Genomic DNA, 12686 nt, shown 5'->3' with positions numbered 1-12686 from the left:
CCGATACGATTGACGGCGAGGACGCCGGCGAGCCGCGTCGCGAAGACCGGCTTCGGCCAAGCGCCTGACGCCCCGCCTCACCGCGGGGCGTCAGGCGCAGGCGGCGGCGGAGCCGGCTGGGCCGGCGGATGGTACTGGAACAGCCAAGTCTCGGTCAGCACCCGGTCCCCGACCTTGAGGTAGCAGCGCATCTCGACCGGATCTGAGCCCTCCGCTGTCAGGTCGAACTGCGCGCGCCAGTGGCCCTTGACGTCGCTCGGCACCGCCTCGGCGTAGATATACGAGAACGTGCCGCGCGAGGCCGACAGCACCGGCTCGACGGTCTGGCCGTAGGGGATGTCGGCGAGCGGGCCGCCCAGGAACTCGACCATGAACTTGCGCACGCCCTGCGGCCGCGGCAGGCCGGGCTGGCCGCCGCGGCCGAGCCGCGTCGCCACTACCCGCCCAAGCGGGGTCGGATAGGGCTCCTCGTCCTGCCAATAGAGCTTGTAGGCGAGCGAGACGGTCTTGCCGGCCTTGGCGGGCTCGGCCGGGATCCAGTAGGCGACCACGTTGTCGTGGATCTCGTCGTCGGTCGGCAGCTCCACGAGCTGCACCGCGCCCTTGCCCCAGTCGCCGACCGGCTCGATCCAGGTCGACGGCCTGTCCTCGTACTTCACGCCGTCCTGGTAGTGGTCGAACACACGGTCGCGCTGCAGCAGGCCGAAGCCACGCGGGCGCTCGTCGGAGAAGGTCGAGGTCACGATGCGCGGCGGATTGTTGAGCGGCCGCCAGATGCGCTCGCCCGAGCCGGTCCACATCGCGAGGCCGTCGGAATCGTGCACCTCCGGCCGCCAGTCGATCAGCTCGGGCTTGGCGGTCTCGGAGTACCAGTACATCGAGGTCAGCGCCGCGAGCCCCAGACGCGGCAGGTCCTTGCGCATGGTGCAGGCGGCTTCGATCTCCATCAGCGTGCCTTGCGGCGTGCGGCGGATCAGGAAGCGGTAGGCGCCCGCGAGCGAGGGCCCGTCGAGCAGCGCGTAGACCGTCACGGGCTCGCCGTCGGCCTTGGCCGGCTCGAACCAGAACGAGGTGAAATCCGGAAATTCCTCTGCCGCGCCGGGCTCCGGGAACAGCGCCACGCCGCGGGCCGACATGCCGACCTGGCCGAGGCCGCCGATCGCACGGAAATAGGACGCGCCGAGGAAGGTTGCGAACGGCTCCCGCGTCTTCCAGTCGCCCTTGTCTGTGACCTCGTCCTTGGCCTCGCGCACCCAGAAGCCCGCATAGGCGGACGGCTGCGGTGGCAGCCCCTTGGCGACGTGGTCCGCCGGCATGTCGAAATAGGCCGGATCGTAGAGGATCTCGCGCGACTTGCCGTCGGCGACGGCGTGCATGCGGACCGTCTTCGGGAAGAACTGCCCGACATGCATGAAGGTGATGGGATAGGCGCCCGGCGACTTGCCGTAGAGCGCGTGATCCGGATTGAACTTCAGCTTGCCATGCGCGTCGTAGTCGATCTTGCGCACGATCTCCGGGTTTGGCCGCGGGGGCTCGGCGTAAGGCTTCGAGGCCTTGTCGAGCGCGAGCTTCTTGAGGCCGTCATAGGAGAACGGCTCGGCGGGACCGAACTTGAGGTCGTCGACGCCGCCCGCCCCTTGGGCGAAGGCCTCCGCCCCAAAGGCGACGGCGGCTTGCGCGGCGAGCCCGATCTTCAGCAGAACGCGGCGGTCGAGGAGAATGTCGGATGTTTCGCGGGACGGCACGTGGGGGACGCTCATCGACGGAGGCGGGCCAGACGACGACCCGGGAACAGTCCCGCCTAAGGCGGACCGCACGGCCGCGCCGCGCGATCCTTGTCCGTCAGGAGGTCCCGTCCGCGGTCGTCGCGGACAAGACATAGAGCGCAGCTGCCGTTCGGTCGATGACCTCGAAGGTCAAGCCGGCACGATCACGCGGATGTGGCGGGCGGAAGCCCCAGTCAGCGGCCGTAGGCGGCCTGATGCGGCGCGTCGGACGCCTTCGTCACCGCTTCGGCGGGCGAGAGCGGCAGCGCCGCCACGGCGACCACCACGGACAGAATCGAAGCGAAGAAGATCACGACACGCATGGACTGAGTTCCGGAACGGGGGCTTGCGAGCGACGAGATTGCCGCGGGAGGCTTAACGATCCGATATTGAACGCCGAAGTCGTCAAACCGTTTCACCGCGCCCGCGGGGAATTCGCCCGCAGGCGTCCGGCGGTCAAGGCGTCCGGCCGGTTCGTCCGGGTTGCGCACAGGGCAGGCCGCGCATAGCCGCCGCCCTGTGGCGCCCGCGCTACGCCGCCCGTGGGCGGCCGTCCGGCGTCCAGCGCGCCAGCCGCAGCGCGTTCAGCACCACGCTCGCCGAGGACAGCGCCATCGCGGCGCCGGCGAGCGCGGGCGACAGCAGCCCGAACGCCGCGAGCGGCAGGCCGATCAGATTGTAGGCGAACGCCCAGACCAGATTCTGCCGGATGGTCGCGACCGTGCGGCGCGCGAGCCGCAGCGCCGCCGGGGCAAGCAGAGGGTCCGGGCGCAGCAGGGCGACGCCCGCGGTCTCGAGCGCGACGTCGGCGCCGCCGCCCATGGCGATGCCGAGATCGGCCGCGGCGAGCGCGGGAGCGTCGTTGACGCCGTCGCCCACCATCGCGACGCGGCGGCCCTCGGCCTGCAGCCGCGCGATCGCGGCGAGCTTGTCCGCCGGCCTCGCCCCGGCCTCGACCCGCTCCACGCCGACGGCGCGCGCGACCGGCGCCGCGGCCTCCGCCGAATCGCCCGTCAGCATGATCACCTCGACGCCGTCGTCGCGGAGCTGGCCGACCGCCTCCGCCGCGCCCGGCCGGGGCGCGTCGGCGAAGGCCAGCACGCCGCGCGGCCGCCGCCCCTCCGACACCGCGACCACGGTCCGGCCTAAGGCCGCGTGGCGCGCGATCAGCGCCTCGATCGGCGCGGTGTGGACGTCGTTCTGGGCGAGCAGCCTTACGCCGCCCACGGCGACCCGCGCGCCGCCGACCTCGCCGACGACCCCGTCGCCCGGCCGGGCCTCCACGTTCGACGCGCGCGGGATAGCGAGCCCCTGCCCCTCGGCGGCCTCGACCACCGCGCCCGCGAGCGGATGCTCCGAGCCGCGCTCGACAGCGGCGGCGAGCGCCAGCAGCTTCGGCCCGTCGCCGTCTATCGCTTCGACCGCCACCAGCGCCGGGCGTCCGGCGGTCAGCGTCCCGGTCTTGTCGAAGGCGACGGCGTCGACGCGCGCCGCCCGCTCCAGCGCCTCGATGTCGCGCACCAGCACGCCGGCGCGGGCCCCGGCCCCTGCGCCCGCCACCAGCGCCGCCGGCGTCGCGAGGCCGAGCGCGCAGGGGCAGGCGATGACGAGCACCGCGATCGCCGCGCTGAGCGCGACGCCCGCGCCGGCGCCCGCGAGCATCCAGCCGGCGAAGGTCACGACGGCGAGCGCGACGACGACCGGCACGAACACCGCCGTGACGCGATCGACCAGACGCTGCACCGGCGCCTTGGCGAGCTGGGCGCGGGCGACGAGCCGGCCGATCCGCGCAGGGGTGGCGTCCTCGCCAACCGCGGTCGCCTCCACCGCCAGGAATCCGGACCCGTTGAGCGCGCCCGCCGCGACCGCGTCGCCCGCGGCCTTCGGGACCGGTCGGCTTTCGCCGGTGATGAGCTGCTCGTCCGCCTCGCTCCGCCCTTCGCGCACGACGCCGTCGACGGGGAAGCGCTCGCCGGGCCGCACGTTCACGAGGTCGCCGATCGCGATGTCTTCGACCGCGACGTCGTCCTCGCCGCCGTCGGTACGCGCGCGGCGGGCGCGCGCCGGAGTGAGTTCGCCGAGGGCGGTCAGCGCGGCGCTGGCGCCGGCGGTCGCCCGCGCCTGCATCAGGTTGCCGAGCAGCACGAAGCCGAGCACGGCGACCGCCGCCTCGAAATAGAGCGGCCCGCCGAGCCCGAGCGCCACCTGGACGAGGCTCCAGCCGAAGGCCGCTGTCGTGCCGAGCGCGACCAGCACGTCCATGTTGGCGGCTCCGCCGCGCAGCGAGGCGTAAGCCCCACGGTAGAACCGCGCGCCGACGAGAACCTGCACGGGCGTCGCGAGCGCGAGCTGCGCCCAGCCGGGTATGACGCCATGGGCGCCGAACGCCATGCCGAGCATCTCAACGAGGAACGGCGCTCCGAGCGCCGCGGTCATCGCGAGCAGCAGCAGCGTGCGGCGCTCCTCCGCGCGGCGCGCGAGGACACGTTCGGCGTCGGCGGCGCGGCGGGCCGCGGCGTCGGCCGGGCGCACATGGGCCTCGTAGCCGGCGCGGCGCACGGCGGCCACCGCCGCCTCGGCGTCGATCGGCCCGGCGAAGCGCACGTCGGCGCGCTCCAGCGGCAGGTTCACGCTCGCCGAGGCGACGCCCGGCGTCTGACCGAGCAGGCGCTCGACCCGCGTCGCGCAGGCGGCGCAGTGCATGCCCTCGACGTCGAGCACGAGGCTGTCGCCCGGCTGCGGCGCAGGCGTGGAGACGTGGGGGCGGGGTTCGGGGCGGTTCATCGGCGGGCGGTCCTCTGCGTCCTTAGATGCTGCGGCGACGCGCCGAGAACAAGCGCGCGCCCTCCCCTTGCCCGGCGGGCCGCGCTGCGGCATCGTCCGCGGCGTCGCATCCGCCGCTGAAGGCGGTTTCCGCCCTTGTCCGCGCGCCTCGATGGAGGCGGCCCTGCGCACGGGGGACCCACACGATCCGTGACGCCGCCAGGCCCGACGCCCGCGGCGAGGAGACCGCCCATGTTCCGCCGCTCGTTCCTTGCGCGTCTCGCGCTCGGCCTCACCCTCGCCTTCAGCCCCGTCGCAGCGGTGGCGAACGACGCCAAGGCCCCCGTGGTCGTATTCGCCGCCGCCTCGCTGAAGAACGCGCTCGACTCCATCGCGGCCGCCTGGAGCAGGGAGACCGGCGTCGAGGTCAAGACCAGCTACGCCGCCTCCTCGGCCCTCGCCAGGCAGATCGAGAGCGGCGCGCCCGCCGACCTGTTCATCTCCGCCGACCTCGACTGGATGGACTATGTCGAGGGCAAGGACCTGATCCGGAAGGACAGCCGCGTCACGCTGCTCGGCAACAGCCTCGTGCTCGTGGCCGCGACCGACTGGCCCAAGGGCGACGTGGACCTCAAGCCCGGGGTCGATCTCGCCGCCGTCCTCGGCGACGGCCGCCTCGCCATGGGCGAGGTGAAATCGGTGCCGGCCGGCAAATACGGCAAGGCGGCGCTGGAGATGCTCGGCGCCTGGGGCGCGGTCGAAGCCAGGATCGCCGGCGCGGAGAGCGTGCGCGCCGCGCTCGCCCTCGTCTCCCGCGGCGAGGCCCCGCTCGGCGTCGTCTACAAGACCGACGCCGCCGCCGACCCGAAGGTGAAGATCGTCGGGACCTTCCCGGCCGACAGCCATCCTCCGATCGTCTACCCGGTAGCGTTGCTCAAGGATTCGAAGAGCCCGAACGCCGCCGCCTTCCTGAACCGTCTGACAGCCGCCCCCGCTCGCGAGGCCTTCGAGGCGCAGGGCTTCGCGGTCGTCGCGCCGCCGTCCGGGAGCTGAGGGCTGGAGACGCTCGGCATAGCGCTCGGCCTGTCCGCGGACGACCTCACGGCCGTCCGCCTCAGCCTGCTCGTCGCGACCGTGGGCGTGACCGCGAGCCTGCCGCTCGCGGTGCTCGCGGCGCTCGCGCTGGCGCGCGGCCGCTTTCCCGGCAAGACTCTGCTGGACGGGCTGATCCACCTGCCGCTGGTGCTGCCGCCGGTCGTCACCGGCTACCTGCTGCTGATCGCCTTCGGCCGCCGCGGGCCGGCGGGGCAGTTCCTGGAAGCCTGCTGCGGGCTGACCTTCTCGTTCCGCTGGACCGGCGCCGCGCTCGCCGCCGCCGTGATGGGCTTCCCGCTGATGGTGCGCGCAATCCGGCTCTCGATCGAGGCGGTCGACCGCCGGCTCGAGGACGCGGCGGAGACGCTCGGCTCCAGCCGGATCGGCGCGTTCTTCGCGGTCACGCTGCCGCTCAGCCTGCCGGGCGTTCTGGCGGGGGTGGTGCTCGGCTTCGCCAAGGCGCTCGGCGAGTTCGGCGCGACCATCACCTTCGTCTCCAACATTCCGGGCGAGACGCGGACCCTGCCGGCCGAAATCTACACGCTGACGCAGACGCCCGGCGGCGACGCCGCGGCGGGGCGGTTGGTTTTGGTCGCGATCGCGCTGTCGCTCGGGGCGCTGATCGTCTCCGAAATACTTGCGCGGCGTCTGTCGTCGAGGATTTCGGGGTGACGCTCTCCGTCGACATCCGCCGGACGAACGGGGACTTCACCCTCGCGGCCGCCTTCGAGGCGCCGCCGGGCGTCACCGCGGTGCTCGGCCGCTCCGGCGCGGGCAAGTCCACGCTGGTCGCGGCCGTCGCGGGGCTGACGCGCCCCGACGCCGGCCGGATCACGCTCGGCGGCGAGACGCTGTTCGACGCCGGCGCCCGCACGAACCTCGCGCCTCGCAAGCGCCGCATCGGCGTCGTGTTCCAGGAAAGCCGCCTGTTTCCGCATCTGTCGGCGCGCTCCAACCTACTGTTCGGGCGCAGGCGGCGGCGCGACGCGGCCGAGCCTTCTTTCGACCAGGTGGTGGAGACGCTCGGCGTCGGCCATCTGCTCGACCGCCGGCCGCGGTCGCTCTCGGGCGGCGAGCGGCAGCGCATCGCGATCGGCCGCGCGCTGCTGTCCGGCCCGCGCGCGCTGCTGTTCGACGAGCCGCTCGCGGCGCTCGACAGCGAGCGCAAGGCCGAGGTGCTGCCCTTCCTCGAGACCGTGGCGCGCGAGACCGCGCTGCCGGTGCTCTACGTCACCCATGCGCTGGAGGAGGCGCGCCGGCTCGCCGACAGGCTCGTGGTGCTCGAAGGCGGCGCCGTGATCGCGGCCGGCCCGGTGGAGCAGGCGGTGGCCAAGGCGGGGCTCGCCAGCGCGGGCGACCGCTTCGCGGAGGGCGTCACCGTCGAGGCGCAGATCGCAGAGCTCGACGAGGCCTACGAGCTCACCGGCGTCGCCCTTGGCGCCCATCGCATCTGGGTTCCGGGGCTGATCGGGGCTCCGGGCGACGCGTTGCGGCTCAGGCTGCTCGCGCGCGACGTCGCGCTCGCGCTCGACCCGCCGCAACGCATCTCGACCCGCAACGCGCTCACGGGCCTCGTGCGTTCGGTCCGGCGCACGGGCGGCCCTTACGTGCTGGTCGCGGTCGACGTCGGCGGCGCGGTGCTGAAATCCGAGATCACCGCGCGTTCGGCCGACGAGCTCAGGCTCGCGCCGGGCCGCGTGGTGCATGCGCTCGTGAAGAGCGTCGCGACCGCGCGCGCCTGAGCCTCAGCCGCCGTAGCGCTCGGTGCGGATCACGCTTGCGGCGACGCCGGCGGCGGCGAGCGCGTCGGTCGCCACGTTGACGAAGGCGTTCGATCCGCAGACGAACACATGGGACGGAGGCGCCGGCAACCTGCCGAGCGCAGCCGCGACCACCCCGACGTCGACGCGGCGGCCGACCTCCCGCGGACCAGGCTCGGGTTCACGCGACAAAGCGAAGGTCAGTGCGAGGCTGGTCTCGTCGGCGAGCCGCTCCAACTCGGCTCGGTAGGGCGCCTCTGCCCGGGTTCTCGCGGCGAGCAGCAGCGCCGCCGGGACGTCGCTCCCCGCCGCCGCGCGATGCCGGACCATCGCCATCAGCGGCGCGACGCCGGAGCCCGCGCCGATCAGCAGCAGAGGACCGCCATCCGCGACCGTCCAGACGAAATGCCCGCAGATCGGTCCGCGGATCTCGATCGCGTCGCCGACCTCCGCCACGTCATGAAAGAACGGCGAGACCTCGCCGTCGTCGAGCCGTTCGATCGCGAGTTCGAGAAGCTCCGGCCGTTCCGGCGCGGAGGCGATCGAGTAGCTTCGGCGCGCCTGGTAGCCGTCCGGGGCGGTCAGGCGGACGTCCAGATGCTGGCCGGGGCGGAACGGGATCGGCCCCTCGGGCTGCAGCGAAAACGCCGAGACCCGCGGCGTCAGCCGCTCGATCGCGACGATCCGCGCCTCGCGCCAGCTCGAGACGCGCGCCGGCCCCGCGCTCACGGGTCGTCGTGGTAGCGCTGCTCGCGCCAGGGGTCGCCGTACATGTGATAGCCGCGAAGCTCCCAGAAGCCGGCCTCGTCGCGCTCGGTGAACTGCAGCGCGTTCAGCCACTTGGCCGACTTCCAGAGGTAGAGGTGCGGCACCAGCAGCCGGGCGGGGCCGCCATGGTCCGGCTCCAGCGGCGCGCCGTCGTAGCGGATCGCGATCATGGCCTTGGCGCCGGCGAGATCGGCGGCGGGGACGTTGGTCGAGTAGCCGTCATAACCGTGGGCGAGCGTGAAGCCGGTGGGCGGCGCCAAGCCGGCGTCGGCGAGCAGATCGTCGATCGCGACGCCTTCCCAAGCCGTGTCGAGCTTGGACCACGTCGTCACGCAATGGATGTCGGTCGTCAGCCGCGTCATCGGCAGCGCGTTGAACGCCGCCCAGTCCCACGCCTTCACGGTGCGCGGCCCGACCTTCAGGGCGAAGCGCCACGAGGCGAGGTCGATCTTGGGAGTCGGTCCGGCGGAGAGCACGGGAAAGTCGTCGGTCAGGGCCTGGCCCGGCGGCGTCCGGGCCGCCGTGTCGGAGGGCGTCCGCCGCCCCGTGAATCCCCGCGTCGCCATGTCCGCCCACCCCTTTTCGTCCGTTCCGCGCCCGAACGATGCGGCGGCGCCGGCGCGATGGCAAGCGGGCTCAGGCCCGCGGCGCCGGCTCCACCACCAGCGTCGCGCCCTCGGCCGCGACCACGGCGATCTCGGCGCCTGCGGGAAGGTCCGGCCCGCGGACGCGCCAGACGGTGTCGTCGATCCGGACCCGGCCCTCGCCTCCCGCGATCGGCTCGCCCAGCACGAAACGGCGGCCCACATGACGCTCCGCACGCCGGTTGAGCATCGGCCGGTCGGAGGCGGCGGCGTTGTCGGGCCGGCCGAGGAACCACCAGCCGACCGCCGCGCCGAGCGCGAGGACCGCGAAGGCCACGACCTCGACCTGCCAGCCGGGATCGATCACGAAGACGATCGCTCCGACGACGATCGCGGCGAGCCCCAGCCAGAGCAGCACGGTTCCCGGCGCCACGAGTTCGACCGCGAGCAGCAGCAGCCCGAGCACGATCCAGCGCCAGAATCCCATTTCCCCGACGAGCGACAGCAGCATCGGCTTCGGCTCAGGCGCTCGGAGGGACGGAGCCGGACGACGGCACGCTGCCGCGGCGGCCGGACGGCTGCGACGCGCGCCGTTCGTCCGCGGACGCGCCGAACGCGTCGCGGGCGAGCTCGGCGATGCCGCCGATCGAACCGAGCAGCGCCGTCGCCTCGTAAGGCAGCACGAAGGTCTTCTGGTTGGGCGAGGCGGCCATGGCCTTGAGCGCTTCGACATATTGCTGCGCGACGAAGTAGTTGAGCGCGGCCGTGTCGCCCGCCGCCACCGCCTCGCTCACGAGGGTCGTCGCCGTCGCCTCCGCCTGCGCCGAACGCTCGCGCGCCTCGGCGTCGCGGAACGCGGCCTCCTTGCGGCCCTCGGCCTCGAGGATCTGCGCCTGCTTAGCGCCCTCGGCCACAAGGATCGCGGCGCGCTTCTCGCGCTCGGCCTTCATCTGCCGGCCCATAGCGGTGACGATGTCCGACGGCGGCGTGATGTCCTTGATCTCGATGCGCGTGACCTTGACGCCCCAGGGCGAGGCCGCCGCGTCGACCACGTGCAGCAGCCGGGTGTTGATCTCGTCGCGCTGGCTCAGCATGTGGTCGAGGTCCATGGAGCCCAGCACCGAGCGGATGTTCGTCATGGTCAGCGCAAGGATGGCGCGTTCCAGATTGGTCACCTCGTAGGAGGCCTGCGCGGCGTCGATCACCTGGAAGAAGGCGACGCCGTCGACCTGCACGATGGCGTTGTCGCGGCTGATGACGTCCTGCCGCGGAATCTCGAGCACCTGCTCCATCATGTTCATCTTGCGGCCGATCTGGTCGATGAACGGCACGATGATTGTCAGGCCGGGATGCAGGGTGCGCGTGTACTTCTGGAAGCGCTCGACGGTGTAGTTGAAGCCCTGCGGCACCGTCTTCACGCCCGCGAAGATGATGAAGATTGCGAGCGCAGCGACCGCGATCGCGGCGATGTCGAACCCGGACAGCATACGCTCACTCCCTTCCCGTTCCGGCGCGCATGAGGCCCGAGGCGCGCGCGCGACGCAAGCGCCCGGCGGTTTTCGCGCCAAGGCGATCGCGCTGGCGCCCGGCGGCCTCAGGCTCGCCCACAGAGCGCCATGTATAGCGTGGACGAATACTTATCGATTGAAAACAACAACACGTCATGCGCGGCGATGGCCGGTTTCCGCATGTTGTCCCAGCGCGACACCTGACGATTTCTTGACCGTGACAGAGCGATTGCGCCCACCGCGGCTTGACCGATTCGCCCAGCTCGCATCATTTTGGTTTGTTTTTGGAATCTTCGTCGGGGGATGGAATGCGCGCATTGGTGACCATGGGAACGCACGGATCGAAACGGTCGGCGCCCGCCGGCCTGTTTTCGACCTCGGCGGCGTTTGGCCTGCTCGCGTTCGGGTTCTGGCAACCGGCGGCGGCGCAGACGGTCGTCGACTCCGCGATCATCGACAACGGCGTGGTGCAACTGGGCATCAACGAGTTCGGCACCCTGATCGCGCCGGCGGCCGGTTCGGTCAACGGCGCGATCGGCATCACCTATCTGCCGTCGGAGGCGGCGGGCGGCCGCGGCGACGCGCTGGCGCCGGGCTGCGATTGCGAAGGTTGGGGCCTCGCCGACTTCACCAATCCAGCCTCGGGTTTTGGACGGAGCCAGTCCAACGGCGACACGGGAACGGGAACCGCGACGCTCACGGTGTCCGGAACCGGCACGAACGCGCTCTCCAACGGCAGCAGCGCGGTGTCGACGACCAACATTACCGTCGGCGGCAATCCGTTCGCCGAGGTGGTCCACGACTTCTCGCCGAGCGTGAGCACGAACCTTTACCGGGTGGACGTGAGCATCACCAACACCGGAACGGCGGCGATCGGCGACCTGCGCTACCGCCGCGTGATGGACTGGGACGTGCCGCCGACCGAGTTCAGCGAATTCGTGACCATTCAGGGCTGGCCCGCCGCCAATCTGGTGAACTCCACAGACAACGGCTTCAACGATCCCAACCCGCTCACGCCGCTGACCAGCATCGCGCCCGGCACGGTCGACCAGAATTTCGAGCACAACGGACCGGACGACCACGGCGCGGCGTTCGACTTCAGCTTCGCGACGCTGGCGCCCGGCGCCACGCAGGAGTTCGTGATCTACTACGGCGCGGCCGGAAACGTCGTGGACTCGCTGAAGGCCCTCGCCGACGTCGGCGCCGAGGTCTACTCGCTCGGCACCGCGAGCGACACCCCGGATTCGGACTCCGTCACCGGCACGCCCAACACCTTCATCTTCGCCTTCTCGGGCGTCGGCGGCACGCCGGTCGGCCCGATGGCGCCGATCTCGGTCGGCTCGCTCGGCGTGATGCGACAGGTCGCGGCCCTCGTCACCCGTCACCAGATGGAGGCGGTCGGCATGCGCATGGACGGGCTTGTCGGCGGCGGCGACAACCTGCCGTTCCAGATCGGCAAGCTCGCCGAAGGCGACGCCGCCGGCGCGGAGGAGCTTGGCGGCCTCAAGCTGTTCGCGACCGCCGGCGGCTCGTTCGGCAAGCTGCAGTCCGTTCGCAGCGCGTCGGCCGACTTCAGCATGTCGCAGATCAACTTCGGCGCCGACTACACGATCCTTCCGGACGCGCATTGGGTGAGCGCCGTCAATTTCGGCGTCGCGATCGGCTTCGCCAACGCGGACGCCGACGGGCGCAACCGCCTCGACGTCGACCTGAAGTCGACCACCGTCAGCGCCTTCGCCGGCCTGAACTTCCTGTCCGGCGGCTACGCCAATCTCGTCGGCAGCTACACCTGGTCGGACTACGACATCCGCCGCAGGCTCGCCGGCGCCTCCTTCGGCGGCAAGACCGACGGCGACGAGGTCGGCGTGCTGTTCCGCCTCGGCTACGACGTCCCGGTGAACGTCACGGAAGAGCGGCTGATCTCGGTCGGGCCGTACTTCATCGCCACCTACATCGACGGCGAGATCGACCCGTTCACCGAGCGTTCCTCCACCTCGCCCGCGACGGCGCTGGAATACGGCCGCCGCAAGTTCGAGTCGGCCACGACCCAGCTCGGTGGGCGTGTGAACGTCGCGGCGAAGACCTCATGGGGCGCCGCCGGCCTGACCGGAAACGTCGGCTGGGAGCACCAGTTCTCCGATGGCGGCCGCCCCGGCGTGGTCGCGACCGCGGGCGGACTGCCGACGCTCGCGCCCTTCGACCTGAAGAGCCATGACTACGCCCGCCTCGGCGCGCGCGCCTGGACGAAGGTCGGCGCCAATGTCGCCTTGGCCGCCGAGTATGACGGCGCGATCGGCGGCCATATGGAAGACCACTCCTTCCGGGGCCGCGTCCGCGTCGGCTTTTGAGACCAACGTCTGGAGAGGGCGGCGCTTTCGCATGGGAAATCCATGCGGGCGCCGCCCTTGTCTTTGGCGCCGGACGTCATGCCCGCGCGTTTCC

Annotated in this window: 11 protein-coding genes; 4 read left to right on the top strand and 7 right to left on the bottom strand. The window is 71.9% G+C overall.

All coding sequences use genetic code 11. The annotated features are described in order from the left end of the window. Positions 1 to 77: 77 nt before the first annotated feature. The 3 genes from ACFSCV_RS08620 to ACFSCV_RS08610 form a co-directional block, all read right to left on the bottom strand. Positions 78 to 1760, bottom strand: coding sequence for an OpgD/OpgG family glucan biosynthesis protein (locus ACFSCV_RS08620; RefSeq protein ID WP_378798937.1), 1683 nt, complete (start codon positions 1758 to 1760; stop codon positions 78 to 80). 200 nt (positions 1761 to 1960) lie between these two features. After that, positions 1961 to 2089 carry a hypothetical protein gene (locus ACFSCV_RS08615; RefSeq protein ID WP_378798935.1) on the bottom strand — a complete coding sequence of 43 codons (129 nt, stop codon included), beginning with the start codon at positions 2087 to 2089 and terminating at the stop codon, positions 1961 to 1963. Positions 2090 to 2297: 208 nt separating this feature from the next. After that, a complete protein-coding gene (locus ACFSCV_RS08610; RefSeq protein ID WP_378798933.1) occupies positions 2298 to 4550 on the bottom strand; it encodes a heavy metal translocating P-type ATPase in 2253 nt (750 codons plus the stop codon). A 231-nt stretch (positions 4551 to 4781) separates the two neighbouring features. Here ACFSCV_RS08610 and modA point away from each other — a divergent pair, with 231 nt between their 5' ends. From modA to modC, 3 genes are read left to right on the top strand one after another with little or no spacing between them, the layout of a single operon-like run. Continuing rightward, complete coding sequence (gene modA / locus ACFSCV_RS08605; protein WP_378798931.1) at positions 4782 to 5582, top strand: molybdate ABC transporter substrate-binding protein; 801 nt, start codon at positions 4782 to 4784, stop codon at positions 5580 to 5582. A gap of 30 nt (positions 5583 to 5612) precedes the next feature. Further along, on the top strand, positions 5613 to 6296 hold the full coding sequence (gene modB / locus ACFSCV_RS08600; protein WP_378799126.1) for a molybdate ABC transporter permease subunit: 684 nt from the start codon (positions 5613 to 5615) through the stop codon (positions 6294 to 6296). After that, positions 6293 to 7366: a molybdenum ABC transporter ATP-binding protein gene (gene modC / locus ACFSCV_RS08595; RefSeq protein ID WP_378798929.1), complete on the top strand. Its 1074-nt coding sequence runs from the start codon at positions 6293 to 6295 to the stop codon at positions 7364 to 7366. Before modB ends, modC begins: the two co-directional genes overlap by 4 nt. 3 nt (positions 7367 to 7369) lie before the next feature. Here modC and ACFSCV_RS08590 read toward each other — a convergent pair whose 3' ends face one another. From ACFSCV_RS08590 to ACFSCV_RS08575, 4 genes are all read right to left on the bottom strand, one after another. After that, positions 7370 to 8113 (bottom strand): FAD-binding oxidoreductase, encoded by a 744-nt coding sequence (locus ACFSCV_RS08590; protein ID WP_378798927.1) that lies wholly within the window; start codon positions 8111 to 8113, stop codon positions 7370 to 7372. Then, positions 8110 to 8718 carry a sulfite oxidase-like oxidoreductase gene (locus tag ACFSCV_RS08585; RefSeq protein ID WP_378798925.1) on the bottom strand — a complete coding sequence of 203 codons (609 nt, stop codon included), beginning with the start codon at positions 8716 to 8718 and terminating at the stop codon, positions 8110 to 8112. The genes ACFSCV_RS08590 and ACFSCV_RS08585 overlap by 4 nt, the downstream gene beginning before the upstream one ends. A 70-nt stretch (positions 8719 to 8788) precedes the next feature. Beyond that, on the bottom strand, positions 8789 to 9247 hold the full coding sequence (locus tag ACFSCV_RS08580; protein WP_378798923.1) for an NfeD family protein: 459 nt from the start codon (positions 9245 to 9247) through the stop codon (positions 8789 to 8791). Positions 9248 to 9257: 10 nt separating this feature from the next. Beyond that, on the bottom strand, positions 9258 to 10223 hold the full coding sequence (locus tag ACFSCV_RS08575; RefSeq protein WP_378798921.1) for an SPFH domain-containing protein: 966 nt from the start codon (positions 10221 to 10223) through the stop codon (positions 9258 to 9260). 347 nt (positions 10224 to 10570) lie between these two features. Here ACFSCV_RS08575 and ACFSCV_RS08570 point away from each other — a divergent pair, with 347 nt between their 5' ends. Beyond that, positions 10571 to 12592 carry an autotransporter outer membrane beta-barrel domain-containing protein gene (locus tag ACFSCV_RS08570; protein WP_378799124.1) on the top strand — a complete coding sequence of 674 codons (2022 nt, stop codon included), beginning with the start codon at positions 10571 to 10573 and terminating at the stop codon, positions 12590 to 12592. Positions 12593 to 12686: the final 94 nt, after the last annotated feature.

This window comes from Methylopila henanensis (assembly GCF_042681025.1).
GTDB lineage: Bacteria > Pseudomonadota > Alphaproteobacteria > Rhizobiales > Methylopilaceae > Methylopila > Methylopila henanensis.
This window is presented reverse-complemented; position numbering and strand designations above follow the sequence as displayed.

What these genes read in the sequence shown, in the direction of transcription:
- ACFSCV_RS08620 (WP_378798937.1), bottom strand. Translation starts at nt 1,760, where the DNA reads ATGAGCGTCCCCCACGTGCCGTCCCGCGAAACATCCGACATTCTCCTC.
- ACFSCV_RS08570 (WP_378799124.1), top strand. Translation starts at nt 10,571, where the DNA reads ATGGGAACGCACGGATCGAAACGGTCGGCGCCCGCCGGCCTGTTTTCG.
- ACFSCV_RS08580 (WP_378798923.1), bottom strand. Translation starts at nt 9,247, where the DNA reads ATGCTGCTGTCGCTCGTCGGGGAAATGGGATTCTGGCGCTGGATCGTG.
- modA (WP_378798931.1), top strand. Translation starts at nt 4,782, where the DNA reads ATGTTCCGCCGCTCGTTCCTTGCGCGTCTCGCGCTCGGCCTCACCCTC.
- ACFSCV_RS08575 (WP_378798921.1), bottom strand. Translation starts at nt 10,223, where the DNA reads ATGCTGTCCGGGTTCGACATCGCCGCGATCGCGGTCGCTGCGCTCGCA.
- ACFSCV_RS08610 (WP_378798933.1), bottom strand. Translation starts at nt 4,550, where the DNA reads ATGAACCGCCCCGAACCCCGCCCCCACGTCTCCACGCCTGCGCCGCAG.
- ACFSCV_RS08585 (WP_378798925.1), bottom strand. Translation starts at nt 8,718, where the DNA reads ATGGCGACGCGGGGATTCACGGGGCGGCGGACGCCCTCCGACACGGCG.
- ACFSCV_RS08615 (WP_378798935.1), bottom strand. Translation starts at nt 2,089, where the DNA reads ATGCGTGTCGTGATCTTCTTCGCTTCGATTCTGTCCGTGGTGGTCGCC.